This is a genomic window from Providencia sp. PROV061 (genome assembly GCF_011045655.1).
GTDB lineage: Bacteria > Pseudomonadota > Gammaproteobacteria > Enterobacterales > Enterobacteriaceae > Providencia > Providencia hangzhouensis.
The window spans coordinates 4,301,798-4,319,067 of record NZ_CP042861.1; the positions used below are offsets into that span (position 1 = coordinate 4,301,798).

The 17,270-nt window shown below is 40.7% G+C and carries 15 protein-coding genes; 6 read left to right on the plus strand and 9 right to left on the minus strand.

Features of this window, described 5'->3' with window-relative positions; genetic code table 11:
• Positions 1 to 27: 27 nt before the first annotated feature.
• Together FVA72_RS19880 and FVA72_RS19885 are read right to left on the minus strand one after the other, a co-directional pair.
• Entirely contained in the window at positions 28 to 390 is a 363-nt protein-coding gene (locus FVA72_RS19880) for a DNA-binding protein (RefSeq protein WP_004905928.1), read from the minus strand.
• Positions 391 to 522: 132 nt separating this feature from the next.
• Positions 523 to 870 carry a DNA-binding protein gene (locus FVA72_RS19885; protein WP_004905929.1) on the minus strand — a complete coding sequence of 116 codons (348 nt, stop codon included), beginning with the start codon at positions 868 to 870 and terminating at the stop codon, positions 523 to 525.
• Positions 871 to 1,386: 516 nt separating this feature from the next.
• Between FVA72_RS19885 and FVA72_RS19890 the strand changes: the two genes are divergently transcribed.
• Positions 1,387 to 1,659 (plus strand): helix-turn-helix domain-containing protein, encoded by a 273-nt coding sequence (locus FVA72_RS19890; RefSeq protein WP_004905930.1) that lies wholly within the window; start codon positions 1,387 to 1,389, stop codon positions 1,657 to 1,659.
• A 94-nt stretch (positions 1,660 to 1,753) separates the two neighbouring features.
• Here the strand turns inward: FVA72_RS19890 and metC are convergent, their stop codons facing one another.
• The gene (metC, locus tag FVA72_RS19895; protein WP_094961656.1) at positions 1,754 to 2,926 is read right to left on the minus strand and encodes a cystathionine beta-lyase; all 1,173 of its coding nucleotides are present in this window, start codon (positions 2,924 to 2,926) and stop codon (positions 1,754 to 1,756) included.
• A gap of 25 nt (positions 2,927 to 2,951) precedes the next feature.
• The gene (locus FVA72_RS19900; RefSeq protein ID WP_232062811.1) at positions 2,952 to 4,139 is read right to left on the minus strand and encodes an amino acid permease; all 1,188 of its coding nucleotides are present in this window, start codon (positions 4,137 to 4,139) and stop codon (positions 2,952 to 2,954) included.
• Positions 4,140 to 4,398: 259 nt separating this feature from the next.
• Between FVA72_RS19900 and FVA72_RS19905 the strand changes: the two genes are divergently transcribed.
• The gene (locus FVA72_RS19905; RefSeq protein ID WP_004905935.1) at positions 4,399 to 5,373 is read left to right on the plus strand and encodes a LysR family transcriptional regulator; all 975 of its coding nucleotides are present in this window, start codon (positions 4,399 to 4,401) and stop codon (positions 5,371 to 5,373) included.
• Positions 5,374 to 5,452: 79 nt separating this feature from the next.
• Here FVA72_RS19905 and mdh read toward each other — a convergent pair whose 3' ends face one another.
• Positions 5,453 to 6,391, minus strand: a complete 939-nt coding sequence (gene mdh / locus FVA72_RS19910) for a malate dehydrogenase (protein WP_004905937.1) — start codon at positions 6,389 to 6,391, stop codon at positions 5,453 to 5,455.
• A 493-nt stretch (positions 6,392 to 6,884) separates the two neighbouring features.
• On the opposite strand from mdh, the gene argR reads away from it, so the two are divergent.
• Positions 6,885 to 7,355: a transcriptional regulator ArgR gene (argR, locus tag FVA72_RS19915; protein WP_004907450.1), complete on the plus strand. Its 471-nt coding sequence runs from the start codon at positions 6,885 to 6,887 to the stop codon at positions 7,353 to 7,355.
• A gap of 85 nt (positions 7,356 to 7,440) precedes the next feature.
• A complete protein-coding gene (locus FVA72_RS19920; protein WP_110591053.1) occupies positions 7,441 to 7,857 on the plus strand; it encodes a DUF6122 family protein in 417 nt (138 codons plus the stop codon).
• A gap of 43 nt (positions 7,858 to 7,900) precedes the next feature.
• Here FVA72_RS19920 and mpl read toward each other — a convergent pair whose 3' ends face one another.
• Entirely contained in the window at positions 7,901 to 9,283 is a 1,383-nt protein-coding gene (mpl, locus tag FVA72_RS19925; protein ID WP_110591052.1) for a UDP-N-acetylmuramate:L-alanyl-gamma-D-glutamyl-meso-diaminopimelate ligase, read from the minus strand.
• 163 nt (positions 9,284 to 9,446) lie between these two features.
• Between mpl and fbp the strand changes: the two genes are divergently transcribed.
• Complete coding sequence (gene fbp / locus FVA72_RS19930; protein WP_004905947.1) at positions 9,447 to 10,454, plus strand: class 1 fructose-bisphosphatase; 1,008 nt, start codon at positions 9,447 to 9,449, stop codon at positions 10,452 to 10,454.
• Positions 10,455 to 10,659: 205 nt separating this feature from the next.
• Positions 10,660 to 11,190, plus strand: a complete 531-nt coding sequence (gene ppa, locus FVA72_RS19935; protein ID WP_004905951.1) for an inorganic diphosphatase — start codon at positions 10,660 to 10,662, stop codon at positions 11,188 to 11,190.
• Between the two features lie 144 nt (positions 11,191 to 11,334).
• Here the strand turns inward: ppa and FVA72_RS19940 are convergent, their stop codons facing one another.
• From FVA72_RS19940 to tamA, 3 genes are read right to left on the minus strand one after another with little or no spacing between them, the layout of a single operon-like run.
• Positions 11,335 to 11,682 (minus strand): gamma-glutamylcyclotransferase family protein, encoded by a 348-nt coding sequence (locus FVA72_RS19940; protein WP_004905952.1) that lies wholly within the window; start codon positions 11,680 to 11,682, stop codon positions 11,335 to 11,337.
• 3 nt (positions 11,683 to 11,685) lie between these two features.
• Positions 11,686 to 15,462 (minus strand): autotransporter assembly complex protein TamB, encoded by a 3,777-nt coding sequence (tamB, locus tag FVA72_RS19945; RefSeq protein WP_096864337.1) that lies wholly within the window; start codon positions 15,460 to 15,462, stop codon positions 11,686 to 11,688.
• Entirely contained in the window at positions 15,459 to 17,201 is a 1,743-nt protein-coding gene (tamA, locus tag FVA72_RS19950) for an autotransporter assembly complex protein TamA (RefSeq protein WP_094961660.1), read from the minus strand. Before tamA ends, tamB begins: the two co-directional genes overlap by 4 nt.
• Between the last annotated feature and the right edge of the window lie 69 nt (positions 17,202 to 17,270).

Genomic DNA, 17,270 nt, shown 5'->3' on the forward strand with positions numbered 1-17,270 from the left:
CAAAACAGGTCAAGAAAAGGGGAAACGCTATTTTTCCCCTTTGTCTTCTTCATCGATTTGCGCAAGCAGTGACGACAAACCATAACGCAGGATATATTTCACTATTTTATTGCGCTCAGACTCTGTCAATTGATAATACGCTTCTGACCAGATCTGTAATGCATCTGTTCTTTGACTTTGGTAAGTTACCGAAGGCTCATGCAGGCTAAGTTGCCCTTGGATTTCCCCCGGTAAGCTTTCATAATAATACTCAACAGCCTTACCTTGCACCCCTCTTTTACGGCGGTTTTTCCAGCCTTCTCGTCTTGCCATTAGGTTAATTCCCTGGGGTGATGTCGGGAGTCCTTCTAACCCAGCTAATTCTTTGGCAGTGAACCACAATTTTTTCATTTTTCACTTCACACTTATATTATGAAACCTGCTGTTGCAGCTTTACTAAAATGTCATCTGTTAAAAAATTTTTTAAATTCAATATAATATTATTTTTATATATTAATTATTTACACCTTAAGTAATTGTAAATTATTTATTATTAATTAAATCAATTAGTGCTAATGTGCCTTCACGCATAATAAATGTCAGGATAGTGTCTCGTTCATCATTAGAAAGCTGGTTATAAGCTTCCTGCCAAATAAAGGCATTATCATTTCGTTTTACTTGATAAGGAGATGAAGTTTCGTTAGCAAACTGCCCCTCAAAAATATCGATAGGTAAAGAACTAATATGGTACTCCAACGCTTTGCCTTGAATACCTCGCCTTTTACGGCTTACCCAGTTTTCACGCCTTGCCATTGCATTAATACCTTGAGTTGTCATGGGAAGCCCTTGTAACCCAAGCAGCTCTTTTGCCGTTAGCCATTCCTTGTACATGCTGACCCTCCTAGTCATGATGACAATTTAATTTTCAGTTGTTGAAAACTATCTATATTTTCTCAAAACCTCATTAACTCATTCGTTTTATTTATGCCTATAAATAATAATATACAAATTATATTTGTTATTAGCATTCTAATTTCTTTTAATAACAGACAATTAAATAATTTACTCACTAATAATTTAACTAATTTTATTAACTAATCTAGATATATTACGAGTACGAGTAAAAAGTAGCATTAAATATGCCATTTCTATCCCTAACTAGAAAGAGTTAGTTTTAACATCAAAGTTTTATCCTAATTCACAGTTATTCATTCTGACTTTCTATTTAATTTCATAAAAACCACGATAGTTTCATAAAATGAATTTTTAAGAAAAAATCAGAAATTATTTTGGGAAATTTCTGTTATTTTATTTCCAATAACTAAACGGATGTACTGAATGTATCATAATTTTCGGTTACTCGTACCACTAACTCTACATGATTCTAAGTGAAAAAAGGACTAAAAAATGATTTTACGGAAGTCGGACTGGCACCCTGCAGATATCATTGCAGCTTTACGTAAGCGTGGGACAACTCTTGCCGCAATTTCGCGCGAGGCAGGACTAAGCTCTTCAACGTTAGCAAATGCACTATCACGCCCTTGGCCTAAAGGGGAATGGATTATTGCCAATTTCTTAGCGATCCACCCCGCTGAAATTTGGCCAAGTCGTTATTATGACCCAATTACAGGGGATTTATTAGAAAGAAAAGTCAGAGTAAAAACACCAGCAGAAGATTAAAAATTGAATTGATATAATTATAACGCCGTGAATAATAAATCAATTTATTCACGGCATTATCCTTAGATGGCTCTCCAATAAAGAACGGTCTTGTTTATTTCATCCGAGAAAAACCGTCAGCGAGATCTTGTTTTAAGTCATCTAAATTTTCTAAGCCAATCTGCAGTCGTAATGTCGGTCCACCAGGGTTCCAATTAGTCACAGTTCGATATTCAGCACAATTAAATGGAATAATTAAGCTTTCAAAACCGCCCCATGAATACCCCATACCAAAAATTGATAAACCATCCAGCATTTTTGCAATATCTGTTTGGGTATATTTAGGGTCAAGTACAATGGAAAACAGCCCCGATGAACCAGTAAAATCCCGCTTCCAAATTTCATGGCCTGGGCAATCAGCAAATGCAGGATGTAAAATACGAATCACTTCGGTTCGTTCTTGCAGCCAATGTGCAATATTTAAAGCTCTTTCTTGAGCTTCTTTTAAGCGAATAGGTAAGGTTCGCAAACCCCGCAATGCAAGAAAACAGTCCTCTGCTCCCGGCAACATGGCCATGTAATCATAAGTTTCACGTAGTTTCGGCCACCACGCTTGATTCGCCGAGACAATTCCCATTAGCAAATCAGAATGGCCGCCTAAATATTTGGTGCCTGCTTCCAGCGAGATATCACAACCCAGTTCATGAGCTTTAAAAAATAAAGGTGTCGCCCATGTATTATCAATAATCGTCGCAATGTCATGGCGTTTTGCAACCTCAACAATTGCAGGCACATCTTGAATTTCAAAACTTTGAGAACCTGGAGATTCTAAAAAAATTGTGCTGGTATTTGGCGTTACCAGTTTTTCAATGTCAGCACCAATCATCGGGTCATAATAGGTTGTGATGATCCCCATTTTATCCAACAGACCATGACAAAACTTACGTGTTGGCCGATAAACACTATCAGGCATTAATAAATGATCACCTGTTTTCAATGTTGTCAGCAATGCCAACACAATCGCGCCTAAACCAGATGGTGAAAGCACCGTCCCTTCGGCTCCAGCAAGAGCGGACCAAGCTTGCTCCAATTGCTTAATTGTTGGCGTGCCCGCTGTACCATAATTAAATTCCGCCCTATCATTGATTAAGGCATCAACAGTTGGAAATACGACCGTCGAACCACGATAAACGGGAGCATTTACAAAACCAGCTTGCTTAGCAGGGTCTCTCCCTAGCTGGGTGACTTGTGTATCAACATGAAATTCAGATACCGCTTTTTTCTTCATGAGATCCTCTCAACAACATCATTATTTATTCGAAAAATTTAAAGAATGGAGATAGGCATAACAGCACACCAAAGAAAATGATGAACCACACTGTTGGGCCTTTAAATTTGTGTAATGCCGGAACTTTGTAAACCAGATAGCAAGGAATTAAGCAAGAAACGATACCAAATAATGGGCCGCCAAGTTGCATGAAAAACAGAATAGAAAACCGTGTTGAAACCCAAAACCACAGTGCAATGATAACGCCTAAGCATACCCCATAATGTAGCACTGTTTGGTTAATGCGTTCTTCAGGAATAAATCGACTCAATAGATTGACAACAATGCCTTTGATTGCTTCTTGAAAGCCTAAATAAATTCCTAAGAATGCCGTCAAGATTGCAAAAATATTGAGTAATGCGGTCATCACTTTCACTATTGCCCCAGGTATCACTTGAGCAGCAATCGCTAATGCTGAAATATTTTGTTCAAAGGCCGATACGGCTTGCTCATGGCTAATTGAGAAAGTAAAAGAAAAAGCAAAAAACAAGACTGCAACGGCGAGAATAATATACGCAACACGGTTAGCGCGTATTGCTCGGTATGTCGCGATACGCTTATTACTTTCTATTTTACGATACGCAATGTTCATGGGGCTCAATATTTGCACAAACAATATAGAAAATAAGGTAAATGGTAGTGTTAAAAAAACATCTCTCATAAATGGGAGAAAATCAGGAAATGCTGTGATATTGGCAAAATTCCAATATGGAACCATCACTATACCAAGCAGTACGATAATACCGAATTTTACAATAACCATTGGACCAGAGACTTTAAACAGTAACCGCTCCCCTTGTGCAGCAATTGCGACTAATACTGAAATAATAATCAACCCATACCAAACAGAATCAGATAATAGCCCTTCCGTCAATCCAAACGTTTTAATGTAAGAAGCACTATCGAAGGTGACCGCCAGCGAGTAAGAGAACATTCCATGCAATAACATCAAAAAATAGGCAATCCCTAATGCTATCCCCCAGTTTTTACCTAAATATTGTGTAATAACACTGGCGTAGTCATTACATTCTTCAGATTCAGATAATGTTCTGAGATATAAATTTTGTAGCCAATAAATTGCTGGATAAGAAAGTATTGTTGCAGCAATAAAGACCCAAATACCTTTGATACCAATTTGCACAGGCATAAAAACAATCCCTGAACCAATTGCCATACCAATGCATAAAATAACCCAACCAACATCATATTTTGTAAAGGGAATCTTTTTTGTATTAATCGGATTATCTGCACTTGCCTGAATACTATTAGACATAGTCTATTCCTCAACGTTATAGATTTAATTATTAAAAAAGTTAGGAACAACAATATTGTGTAGAAGCTACATTTTTTTTAAAACTGGAGTGGCATGAGTAAACTGCGATAAATTCACAATTATAGTATGCTGGAATAAACGGGTTTAATAGGGCATGACAATGCTAATAAATAAAAACACTTTTGCATTTAAAGCAAAAATTGACAGCTACGCGATTTTTCGGCATTTAGAGTTATTCATCAAAATCGTCGAGTGTAATAGCTTCAGCCTGGCTGCAAAGAAGCTGAATGTAACACCATCATCAGTTAGTCGAGGCCTTCAACAACTCGAAGATCAATTGGGGGTTGTACTCCTAAAGCGCACAACGCGAAATTTTATTTTAACAGACGCAGGGCGCTATTTATTGCAACGATCGCAAAACTTATTGGCCGATCTCGATGACTCACTGGTCAATACCGCCAGCTTCTATCAACATGCTCAAGGTCAATTAAAAATTACCTGTTCTATTGCATTTGGAGTTTGTCATTTAATGCAAATATACAGTGAATACCGAGAAACCAATCCTAAAGTGAGTTTGTCTGTTGACCTTAATGACGAACTTATTAATTTAAATGAAGTTGATTTCGATATTGCATTACGAATTACCAGCCACCCACCTGAAAACTTTGCATTACGGAAAATTTGTAATATTAATTGGGTATACTGTGGAAGCCGTACTTATTTCGAACGATATGGTATTCCTCAATCCCCTGCCGATATTGCATCACACAATTGTTTAATTAATCCAAATATTCCTGACACCTGGCGCATGACGGATAAAGACGGTAGCGCATATCCTCTAGAAATTAATAATATGATTGAGGTAAATAGTAGTTTAGGGTTATTAGAGGCAGCACGCTGCCATCAAGGTATCGTTTGTTTACCTACTTATATGCTAGGCAATTATATTGAAAACGGAGAGTTGCTCCCTGTCTTATTGGATTATGACCCTAAATCCACCCCATTTGCCCTATATGCTTTATACCACCCAGCCCATACACACTCACCTAAAATCAGGACATTTATTGATTTTTTAGTAGAGAAAATACCATCAGATCCGCATTGGGACCATTGGATGCGACAGCATGCTTCATGATGACTTACCCAATAAAAAAGGTTGAGTTCTAAACGAAACTCAACCCTTCACATTCACTATTAGGAAAAATTAATTGGCATTAGCCATTAATGAATTTTTCACCTAATTCGATATCTGCTTTTAATACATCTAGCATGTCTTTCAGCGCTTTCTCTTCAAATGCGCTTAATTTACCGATTGGTAAGTGCTTTTCGATACCGTTTTTACCTAAAACAACTGGTTGTGCGAAGAAGCGAGCGTGTTCACCATCACCTTCAGTGTAAACACATTCAACTACATTGCTTTCGCCTTGGAGACCACGAATTAAAGATAAACCTAAACGTGCAGCTGCTTGGCCCATAGATAAAGTTGCAGACCCGCCACCGGCTTTCGCTTCAACGACTTCTGTACCTGCGTTTTGAATACGTTTGGTTAACGCGGCAACTTCCTCATCAGTGAAACTAACACCTTCAATTTGAGATAACAATGGCAGAATAGTCACACCTGAGTGGCCGCCAATCACAGGCACTTCAAGGTCATTAACATTTTTGCCTTTCAGCTCAGCAACAAACGTATTAGAACGAATGATATCTAACGTCGTCACACCGAATAAACGGTTTTTATCGTATACTCCTGCTTTTTTCAGGACTTCCGCAGCGATAGCAACGGTGGTATTCACTGGGTTAGTGATAATACCAATCAATGCTTTAGGGCAGGTTTCAGCAATTTGTTGGATCAGATTACGGACGATACCCGCATTGATGTTAAATAAGTCAGAACGATCCATACCTGGTTTACGTGCAACACCCGCAGAAATAAGAACAATGTCAGCACCTTTCAATGCTGGTTTTGCATCTTCGCCGGCAAAGCCTGTCACTTTAACATCAGTTGGGATATGGCTTAGGTCAGCAGCAACACCTGGAGTAACTGGTGCGATGTCGTAGAGGGAGAGTTCTGAACCTGCTGGGAGCTGGTTTTTGAGAAGAAGGGCGAGAGCCTGACCGATACCACCTGCTGCACCTAGGACTGCAACTTTCATTCTGAAACTCCTTAATTTGTACTTTAAAAAGATATCACTTTATTTGTTATACACTTAACACATTACGTATAAAAAACAATTTGTTAACAGATAGAGAGAGAGTTTAACGCAAGAGAACTTGTTTATTAATTGCCAGTATTCTAAACAAATTCCTTATCTGTTAATGAGATAACGGGCACTTTTTTAACAAATAGTTTTTCAGGGTATTGCATTTCGCACAATAAGTTGTTTTTAGTGTATATTATTCAATCAAAAATATTTTTATTAACAATAAATTTACAGCAGACATCTGAAAAATTCATTGTTCTATTATGCTAATTTTTCATTCCCACAATTTACGATAAATAAATACTTCTGACTATCAGCTCGAAACAAGCTTATCTAACTTTAAGTTATTCACTGGTTATAAAATCATCATAACGCAATTTTGTTGCATAAAAATGCACTTTTACGGATAATACAACTTGGTTCAATGCAAAAGAATGGGTTAATTATGCGCACTCCGTCTAAACAAGAAGACTTGGTTAAGGCTTTTAAAGCCCTACTTAAAGAAGAAAAATTTAGCTCGCAAGCTGAGATCGTCACAGCTTTGCAAGAAGAAGGCTTCGAAAATATTAACCAATCAAAAATTTCCAGAATGCTTACCAAATTTGGTGCAGTTCGCACCCGTAATGCAAAAATGGAAATGGTATATTGCCTGCCTACAGAGCCTGGTGTCCCTACCGCTACCAGTCCACTCAAAAACTTGGTTTTGGATATAGACTATAACCCTTCTGTTGTCGTGATCAGAACTAGCCCTGGAGCTGCACAGCTTATTGCACGTTTGTTAGATTCATTAGGCAAAGCAGAAGGGATTTTAGGTAGTATTGCTGGTGATGATACTATCTTCTCAACACCGGCAAATAATTTCACCACAAAAGAACTGTATGAAGCGATTCTAGCGTTATTTGAACAAGAGCTTTAATCTATTGATATACATTAGCTTAAGAGGGAAATTGATTTCCCTCTTATTGTTTTTGTCTGTTTCTATTCTATTTTGAGACATCATTTTGCTATTTGATATTTTCCGTAACTTCATACACTACGGCTTTCACTTCCTAATGCCAATTGCCTTTGGTTACCTATTTTGGCGAAAAAATTGGAAACTAGCGGCCCTGATTATGATTGCCACGATAGCTATCGACTTAGATCATCTGCTAGCTGATCCGATTTTCGACCCAGAGCGCTGTGGCATTGGTTTCCACCCACTCCATTCCTTTTGGGCTGCAGTTGTCTATGTCGTATTATTATTCATGCCATCATGGAAGCTTAAAGCCATTGCTGTTGGTTGTTTATTCCACCTTTTTACTGATTCAGTAGATTGTTATATGGGAAGTTTAAAAAAAGAAATGAATAGTCCAATAACATTAAGTCTCGTCACAGAACAGTGCCCATTGGGTATGCCAAACATAAAAAAAACCCAGTAATCATAAGAATCACTGGGGTTATCAAATAGCTAGCTAAGAGAATTTAATCATCTCGCTCTGTTTCTGCTTTCGCTTTCAAACCTGCGAGCAATTTGCCATGAATGCCACTAAAGCCACCGTTGCTCATCACCAAAATATGATCGCCCGGTTGTGCGGTTTCAATAATCATATTGGTGAATGCCTCAATATCTGCACTCCAACGCGCGGGTTGGACGCATTTTTCAGCGATGTCTGTCACCATCCAAGGGATATTGGCGGGTTGGAAAAGAAACACTTCATCTGCACGGCCAAGCGCAGGCGCAATATCATTTTTATTGATACCCATTTTCATCGTATTCGAGCGAGGTTCGAGCACCGCAAGAATACGTGAAGTTCCGCCAACTTTGCTGCGAAGTGCTTCTAACGTCGCCAAAATAGCGGTTGGATGATGTGCGAAGTCATCGTAAACACTGACACCATTTTCAACGCCTCGTAGCTCAAGACGACGACGTGCATTGATAAAGCTATTCAAGGCGAGACAAGCTTCTTTTACTGGAACGCCCACATGGTGAGCCGCTGCAATCGCCATCAATGCATTTTGGATATTATGGTTACCCACTTGTGACCAAGTGACTTCTCCAACTTTTTCTTGTTGGTAATACACCGCAAAATGGCTGCCATCGTGGCTGAGCTTCTCAGCTTGCCATCCGCCATGCTCCCCACCCACCAGCTCTTGTTCACTCCAACAGCCCATTCCAATCACTTGTTTTAAATGATTGTCGTTGTCCGGTGTGAAAATTTTGCCACTGGCGGGCACAATACGTACAAGATGATGGAACTGTTTTTGAATCGCTTCGAGGTTTTCAAAGATATCCGCATGGTCGAATTCAAGGTTGTTCAATACCAAGGTTTTCGGGCTGTAATGAACAAATTTAGAACGTTTATCGAAGAATGCACAGTCATATTCATCAGCTTCGATGACAAAAAACGGGCTTTCACCAATCTTAGCGGAGACATCAAAGTTACCTGGGACACCGCCGATTAGAAAACCTGGCTTGTAACCGCAGTCTTCTAAGATCCACGCAAGCATCCCCGCGGTGGTCGTTTTACCATGTGTCCCCGCCACAGCCAGTACCCAACGTTCCGGTAACACATAGTCATGGAGCCACTGTGGGCCAGAAGTATACGGCAAACCTCTTTCTAATACGGCTTCAACACAAGGGTTTCCACGCGTCATTGCATTACCAATCACCACCATATCCGGTATTGGGTCAAGCTGAGCCGGATCATACCCCTGAATAAGCTCAATCCCTTGATTTTCAAGCAATGTGCTCATCGGTGGATACACATTGGCATCCGAACCCGTCACTTTATGTCCTAAAGAACGAGCCAATATTGCTAAGCTTCCCATAAAGGTACCGCATATACCTAAAATATGTATGTGCATTCTTTTTCATCCAATTAGCATGAGGTTGGTCACTATTCTACCCATCAAAAACAGGTTTATAAATGCATTAACCTATTAATCTTTTTTTTATTTAGTTAAACTCTTCCCGCGCGAGGGTAAATGCCCCGCAAAACCTCTGTCAATTTTATTCAGGACCTTCGTCATGAAAACATTAGGCGAATTCATCGTCGAAAAGCAACAAGATTTTCCTCATGCAACAGGTGAGCTGACTTCTTTATTATCAGCTATCAAACTGGGCGCTAAAATTATCCATCGTGATATTAATAAAGCTGGACTTGTCGATATTCTTGGCACTAACGGTGTTTCGAATATTCAAGGTGAAGTTCAGATGAAGCTTGACCTGTATGCAAACGAAAAACTGAAAGCGGCTTTAAAAGCACGCGGAGAAGTCGCCGGTATCGCCTCTGAAGAAGAAGATGAAATTGTCATTTTCGAAGGAGACCGCGCAGAAAACGCAAAATATGTTGTTTTAATGGACCCACTTGATGGTTCTTCAAACATCGATGTAAACGTTTCCGTTGGAACAATTTTCTCAATCTACCATCGTATCACGCCAATTGGCCAACCGGTTACAGAAGCGGATTTCCTGCAACCTGGTAACCGCCAAGTGGCTGCGGGCTACGTGGTTTACGGTTCATCAACGATGTTGGTTTACACCACTGGTGTTGGTGTACATGCGTTTACTTACGACCCATCATTGGGCGTGTTCTGCTTGTCTCATGAAAAAGTGATGTTCCCATCAGAAGGAAAAATGTACTCCATCAATGAAGGTAACTATATTAAGTTCCCGATGGGTGTTAAAAAGTACATTAAATATTGCCAAGAAGAAGATAAAGCAACAAATCGCCCGTATACCACGCGTTATATCGGTTCTTTGGTTGCAGACTTCCATCGTAACTTGCTCAAAGGGGGAATTTATATTTACCCAAGTACGGCAAGCCATCCAAATGGGAAACTGCGCCTTCTGTACGAATGTAACCCAATTGCATTTTTAGCAGAACAAGCCGGTGGTAAAGCCAGTGATGGAGCAAACCGCATTTTAGATATCATACCTAGCGAATTACACCAACGTGCGCCGTTCTTTGTCGGAACTGAGTCGATGGTAGAAAAAGCAGAATCATTTATGCGTGAATTCCCTGACACGGAATAATCTAATTCATTAATTATAAGGCGGGGCTTCCCGCCTTTTTTGTCCCTTTTTTTCACCAACTAGTGAGTTTTGTCCCCTTTTACGGCTATAATGTCCCTCACGCTATCTACTCTATTATTTAATTTGCCTAAAGGCGGCAATAAATGCGATGCCAGTGACAAATTAAAATGAGTAAATTCATTATTCACACAAAGGATACATTTAAATGGGCCTGAACAATGTACCGGCAGGTAAAGATCTGCCAGAAGATATCTATGTTATCATCGAAATCCCAGCGAACGCAGATCCTATCAAATATGAAGTTGATAAAGAGTCTGGTGCGCTGTTTGTAGACCGTTTCATGTCAACAGCGATGTTCTATCCATGCAACTATGGTTACATCAACAATACCCTGTCTTTAGATGGTGACCCAGTTGATGTATTAGTTCCAACTCCATACCCATTACAACCAGGCTCAGTCATCCGTTGCCGTCCTGTTGGCGTACTGAAAATGACTGACGAGTCTGGTGAAGATGCAAAATTAGTGGCTGTTCCGCACACTAAATTAAGCAAAGAATACGATCACATTAAAGATGTGAACGACCTGCCAGAATTACTGCGTGCTCAAATTACTCACTTCTTTGAACATTACAAAGATTTAGAAAAAGGTAAGTGGGTTAAAGTTGATGGTTGGGAAGACGCGGCATCTGCAAAAGCAGAGATCATCGAATCTTTCGAACGCGCTGCAAAAAAATAATCCCCCTATAGGGAGATTATGAAAGCTCTGGTTAATACCAGGGCTTTTTTTATGGGTTATAATCAGTTAATTAATCTATAAAAAACGCCAGCTATCATAGCTGGCGTCCTATATAACTATAGCATTCAATATAATATTGGATAGCTACTTTTCTTCATCACGTTTCAACCAGTCGCCACTTTTTATTTGGCGTAGACCATCAACGGAATGTTTATATAGATAAATCCAAGCATTGCCATACGGCGTTGGGATGAGCTCCCTCACATAGTCTTGAGAATTTTTCTTTAGCTCATCTAACTCTGTCAAAATGGACGGGTTGATTCGATAAACTTCGCACTCTATCGCCCCATCCCCTTTGACAACCGCTGGATAATATCCAAGATCATACAGTTCATAGCCTTCTAGCTTATGCTCACCAAGTAGTTGGGCATAAGTCATCCAGTGATGATTTCCTTGCTTTTGTCTTAAGCTGCCATAAACAATTACACGCATAATCTAAAACTCAAATTGGTAAAGGAGATCCAATGCCTGATTAACACCAGACACAGCTTCTAAATACAGTTTTGGCATCAATCGATAACGTAAAGTTAACGTCGCCAATGAGTCAAAGATACCAACTCCATACTTCACTTGTAAATCATTAGTGATCTTACCACTTACAACGACTTGAGAACCATCCCCCACACCTTGGGTATCGACGGCTAAATCAGAGACCCCAAATGTCTCACCAATTTTGCCCACGAGTTGCCCACTTTGTGCTACACCTAAGCCTATTAACATAGATGTCATTTGTGAACCATTTGCGTCCCCACTGTCTAAGCCCTCTCCTCTTAATAAGTAAGACAGCGCTTCTTGTTGTGTTTTCGCCGGTTCAGAGAATATTTCTACTTTCGGTTTATCTGCAAGCCCAGTGACCTTCACCCCTGCAATCACGCCATCTGCCGTGTTGTCTGGGTTACGTATAGCTTCTAAGTTTAAGAATGGTTGGTCCGCAGGGCCTGAGAACTGAATTTGCCCCTTACGTACAATCAAATCTTGCCCATAAGCACGGAAACGACCAGCTGGAATATCCACCTGACCATTGATGTGCAAGCCATGGATATTTTGAACCACTTTCAATAAACCCGTCAGGCGCGCTTTTAAGCCAAACGCATCCAATCGAACATCGTTACCAATTTTAATATCCAAATTGGTCTGAATAGGAATGGATGGCGCTTTTTGTTCAATTGGCTGTAAGTTGCTATCTAACATCACCACATCTGAAGATGCGCTTACCGCCGACTCAGGGAGCTCTTGAACAGTAATTCGAGCCCATGGAATATTGACCGTACCATTTAACGTGAGTACCGAAGGTGATGCATCAAATACAATATCCGGTTGAACATCAATTTGGATCATCGGCGGTAAAGAAACACGGAGGTTATTACCTCGCGCCATGATTTTTGCACGCCATGCATCAATATTGCGCCAATCTGCGTCACCATCAATGTTCAGATAGCCCTCTGGCGTGTTTATCTGACCATTCATGACTGAGCTCGTGCCGTTGAAATTAACACCTAAATGACCACTTTTGATATCAAACGGGATCATTGCAGATCTCACTTCTAAACTCGAAAGCGCTAAATTACCATTTAATAATGGGTTATTCGCTGACCCGCCTAAGCGTAGATTTCCACTTAAACGGCCATTCGCCACTTCCTTCTGGCCCAGTAACGGCTTGATTAAATCTAATGTCACCGAATTAATTTCAACATTACCCGACAACAAGCGACGTTTCTCAATATCAGACACTTGGATGTTACCGCGCATCTGTCCGTTATTAGCCAACCCAAATAACCAACTAAGGTCAGCCTTACCATTTTTCAACCCAGCACTTAACGTTAAGGTATCAAAAGCAATAGGCAAACGGGTTCCATCCACGAACTGAACCGCTTTGACATCATTTCCTCGCAAGTCCAGCTTCACTTGTGGCATGCTGCCATCCGCTTTCCAAATGGCATTGGCTTTACCCGTAAATACGCCACTGACTCGAGTATCTTGTGGCATAAATGGTTTAAGCATTGCGAGATCAAAACGTTCTAGCACGATATCCGCGCTACCACTTTTACCCGCTTTAATCGGTTTTGGTACACACAAACGGGCATTCGGGTTAACCCAACAATGTCTGCCAATGGTCACTTCTTGTGTTTGGTTGGCATAATCGAGTGACATTGCTTGGTTTAAGCGCCATTCACCCACCACCGTATCAAATAAGGTATTGGTTAAATTCCCTTTCCACACTTCAGTCTGCCGGTCAAAACTCCCCGCTAATGCTAATTGCCCAGAAACCGGCTCACCCTTCATATTTAATTTTAAAGTGTGCTGTTTTTCACTGCCTTTCGCATCTAAAGTCAGGTTATTGACGACAAGATCGCCTTGTTTTAGCTGACGCAGAACAACGGATAAATCCCCTTTAATTTGTTCGCCTGTTGCCACATTTCCTTTGATAACAACATTTTCGATAGCAAGGTCATCCTGCCACTTCACACCACGTGCCGTAAGGTCAACAAGGGCTTCTGGTGTTTGTAAATTACCACGTAATTTCACATCACCCGCAATCACACCACCTAAGCCCGGTAGCAAACCATTGAGTGCAGGGGCATTAATTTTGGCATCAAGATTCCATTTATCGGCAAGAGAACCTTTTACATCAACATTGTTTTTACCTAATGCCAAATTAAAGTTCGGAATATCCCATTGGCCTGCTGCGTTACCTTTGGCTTTACCCCGTGCTTTTAAAAGATTATTTTTAACATTACCGTCTAAGATAATTTCAGGAATATCCAACTGCCAGCTGCCACCGTATAAACTTCCGCGTGTGGCAATTTTGCCATCCACTTTAGCAGGCCATTCAGGGTACTGTTTTGCCGTATTAATACCCGAAAGAGTCAATACTGCATTCCAACTAATCGCCTTGCTCCAGTCCGCAACGCCAGTAATATCCGCATTACCTTGCAAAGCGGCTAAACGTAAGCGAGTTAAATTAATTTGCTCTTCATTACCTTTCGCATCTAATAGCAAGGTAGAAGGAGGGAGATCCTGCCCAGTGATCGCTGAGCGTACAGACATATCATAAGCCGATGGCCGGCCATTTAGGCGCAGACGTGTCCCATCGAGTTGATATTGCGCATCCCCCACTAACGGCCACGTTAACTTATCACTTTCTAATGTAAGCAAAATAGGCAGGTCTGCTTGTGACAAATCCGTTTCTGCATCTAGTTTTGCATTAATTGGCCCATGTAAATTCAATGCCAATTTTAGCTCATCAATCAAACCGCCTTTTAAGGAGAGATCTACCTTTTGCCCATCTAAATCGTCTAAACGGCTTTCCCCCACGACTGACAATGAGACTGGCCATTTATCTTGCAAGGTCGCCGTGCCAGATAACGCAATATTCCCCTGCGGTGCATCGACTTTTAACTGTTTAACGAGAACTTGTTGCCCTTCATTTGAAAGACTCAGGTGCAATTGGTTAATTTTGAGATCAGTCGCACCCGTTAATTGAAAATTCGAAGCATTAATACCGTCGACATTCAAATCAACAGGTAAAATAACTTCTGGTAATTCAGCAAGTAACGGTTTAGAAAATAGCGCTTTTAATTCATCTGCTAATGATTTTTGTTCATTAATCGGCGTTGGCTCTGGCTGTTTTTCTTCAGCGACGGCATCTGATTTGGTTTCAGGTAAATTAATCGCCAAATCAATGATATCAGTTGGAATAATAGTGATCGCTTTCCCTTCCCACGTGACCCCTGTGGTAAATTTAGCTAAATCAATATCCATACCATCCACATTGACGTGCGTTGAAACCAAAGCCAATTGATTCAAACGAATAGTCAAAGGCGCCTTGAGTTCAGTCAAAGGTTCAGATGGTGGCGTTTCTTCAGCAGGGGGAAATTGGGTGGTATCGACAGTAACAGTAACATTTTCCGTGCCTAAGTTGTCGACACATAGCTCACGGCTTGTTAAACAACCTAGACGTACCGCTAAATTTAATTTCCCCGCATTAACATCAACTCCCGGCATTTGATATTTAACGCCACTTAGCGTTAAGTTACTAATATCACCGTCAATTTTATCAATGGTTAATTCAGGAACAAAACGTGTCGCTGTATTTAATGCAAAGTGAAGACCTGATTGCGTTCCAATCACCCAACTGAGTGCGGCAACAACCAGAACGAGAATTAATAAAATGGAAAGACTGGTCCATTTTAGCCACTTCAACCACCTCATAACTCAGTCCCCAAGCCGATATAAAACTGTATTTTGTTGTTATCTGGATCACCGATAGGTTTTGCTAAGTCTAATTTTATTGGACCAACCGGTGAGACCCAGCGGATACCGACTCCCGCACCCGTTTTAAAATCATTATCTTTAAAGTTATCAACGGCTTCACCACTATCAATAAAGGTCGCTCCCCACCAATTTCCTGTAAAGTTATATTGGTATTCCACAGAGCCTACCGCCAATTTTGATGCCCCTGTCAGCTTACCTTTACTATCTTCTGGCGAGATCTTTTGATAACCATATCCACGCACGCTGCCGTCACCACCCGCAAAGAAACGCAAGTCCGGTGGAACTTTGTCGAAGTCATTGGTTTCAATCCAACCGATATTTCCACGAACGACAAAGCGATGACCTTCCCATGGCGTTCTGATCCATACATTTTTGGCTTGTAGTACAGCGAAGTCGATATCTGAACCCCAAATTTTATTCGAATAATCAATAGAATAGCGTTGACTATCTCCCCATGTTGGCATCACACCGCCGCGTTGGCGAATGCGGCTTACATAGGCCCCGGGATACAGCAACATCGTCGTATTCGTCACGTTAGCTTGGGTAAAGTTACTCAGCATCCAACGCATGTTTACGCCATATTGCCAACCGGATGAATAATCCCAGTTACGAGACACATTCAAGGTTGTTGTATTCGCTTGTGTATCATTCAAATCTGTCCGTTTAAAGCCCCCTTGAACCGCATAATATTGCTCAAGCGGGTTCGCTTTTAATGGAATTTTATAACTCGCATCAATTAATTGTTCTGGTTGGGATAAACTAATATTTGACGTTAAACTCTGCCCACGAGAGTTAATCCAAGGCTTATTCCATGTGGCTTTAACGCGAGGGCCGACATCGGTGGCATAGCCTCCCCCAAGCTCAATAAAGTTTTTCGCTCTAGGGGTCATTACCGCTTCCATCGGTAACTCATAAGAATTTGCTTTGCGCGCACTCACAATACGCGGTGTCACAATTGCAGAAGAGAACCAACCTGTTTCAGCTAACCGACGGTTAAACTCAGCAAGTTGCTCTGATGTGTAGTATTCCCCTTTTTTAAAAGGGGCTAGGTTATTCAGGTAATCTTCTCGGATTTGTGAACCTGAATAAGAAATTGCACCAAACCGATAACGTTCACCACTGTTAAAATCAAAATCCCAATAAGCCGCATGGTGATCAAGAGAAATACCCAGTTGGCTTTTCTCCATCATCGCATCAAAATAACCTTTGCGAACAGCTAAACTACTAAAACGTCCTTTAAATTCTTCGTATTCGCCATCATTTTGAACTGTATCAAGCTTTGGCGTATATTGTTTGAGCATCTTTTCATAGTCGGGATCCGTTTTTGCTCCACCTTGCAATTCAACAGTCACTCCCTTCAATAAAATAGGTTCTCCAGGAGTGACCTTGGCGGTTAAAACGGAACGAGCAGGCGGGGTTTTTTCTTCATAGCTAAATTCAACCGTGGGTTGGTAGTAACCTAAAGGCTTTAAACCTTCTTTAATTGCTTTCTCAACACGGGCTCGAAAACGACCATTTGGCACAACTTCATCTTGCGATATATTAGACAGTTGTACTCGAACGTTTTGATTAAGTTGTCCTTCAAGGCCTTCAATATTAAGACGAAGATTAGCTGCGTGTACCACTGGCACTGCCGCAGTTAGGCAGAGAAAACAAATTAGAGGGTATTTCGACACGCCTACTCCTAAGGTGATTGTTCGATTGACTAAATACTTCATATCAATTTATTTTGAGTAAAATTCGCC

What these genes read in the sequence shown, in the direction of transcription:
- FVA72_RS19880 (WP_004905928.1), bottom strand. Translation starts at nt 390, where the DNA reads ATGAAAAAATTGTGGTTCACTGCCAAAGAATTAGCTGGGTTAGAAGGA.
- FVA72_RS19885 (WP_004905929.1), bottom strand. Translation starts at nt 870, where the DNA reads ATGTACAAGGAATGGCTAACGGCAAAAGAGCTGCTTGGGTTACAAGGG.
- FVA72_RS19890 (WP_004905930.1), top strand. Translation starts at nt 1,387, where the DNA reads ATGATTTTACGGAAGTCGGACTGGCACCCTGCAGATATCATTGCAGCT.
- metC (WP_094961656.1), bottom strand. Translation starts at nt 2,926, where the DNA reads ATGAAGAAAAAAGCGGTATCTGAATTTCATGTTGATACACAAGTCACC.
- FVA72_RS19900 (WP_232062811.1), bottom strand. Translation starts at nt 4,139, where the DNA reads ATGGCAATTGGTTCAGGGATTGTTTTTATGCCTGTGCAAATTGGTATC.
- FVA72_RS19905 (WP_004905935.1), top strand. Translation starts at nt 4,399, where the DNA reads ATGCTAATAAATAAAAACACTTTTGCATTTAAAGCAAAAATTGACAGC.
- mdh (WP_004905937.1), bottom strand. Translation starts at nt 6,391, where the DNA reads ATGAAAGTTGCAGTCCTAGGTGCAGCAGGTGGTATCGGTCAGGCTCTC.
- argR (WP_004907450.1), top strand. Translation starts at nt 6,885, where the DNA reads ATGCGCACTCCGTCTAAACAAGAAGACTTGGTTAAGGCTTTTAAAGCC.
- mpl (WP_110591052.1), bottom strand. Translation starts at nt 9,283, where the DNA reads ATGCACATACATATTTTAGGTATATGCGGTACCTTTATGGGAAGCTTA.
- fbp (WP_004905947.1), top strand. Translation starts at nt 9,447, where the DNA reads ATGAAAACATTAGGCGAATTCATCGTCGAAAAGCAACAAGATTTTCCT.
- ppa (WP_004905951.1), top strand. Translation starts at nt 10,660, where the DNA reads ATGGGCCTGAACAATGTACCGGCAGGTAAAGATCTGCCAGAAGATATC.
- FVA72_RS19940 (WP_004905952.1), bottom strand. Translation starts at nt 11,682, where the DNA reads ATGCGTGTAATTGTTTATGGCAGCTTAAGACAAAAGCAAGGAAATCAT.
- tamB (WP_096864337.1), bottom strand. Translation starts at nt 15,462, where the DNA reads ATGAGGTGGTTGAAGTGGCTAAAATGGACCAGTCTTTCCATTTTATTA.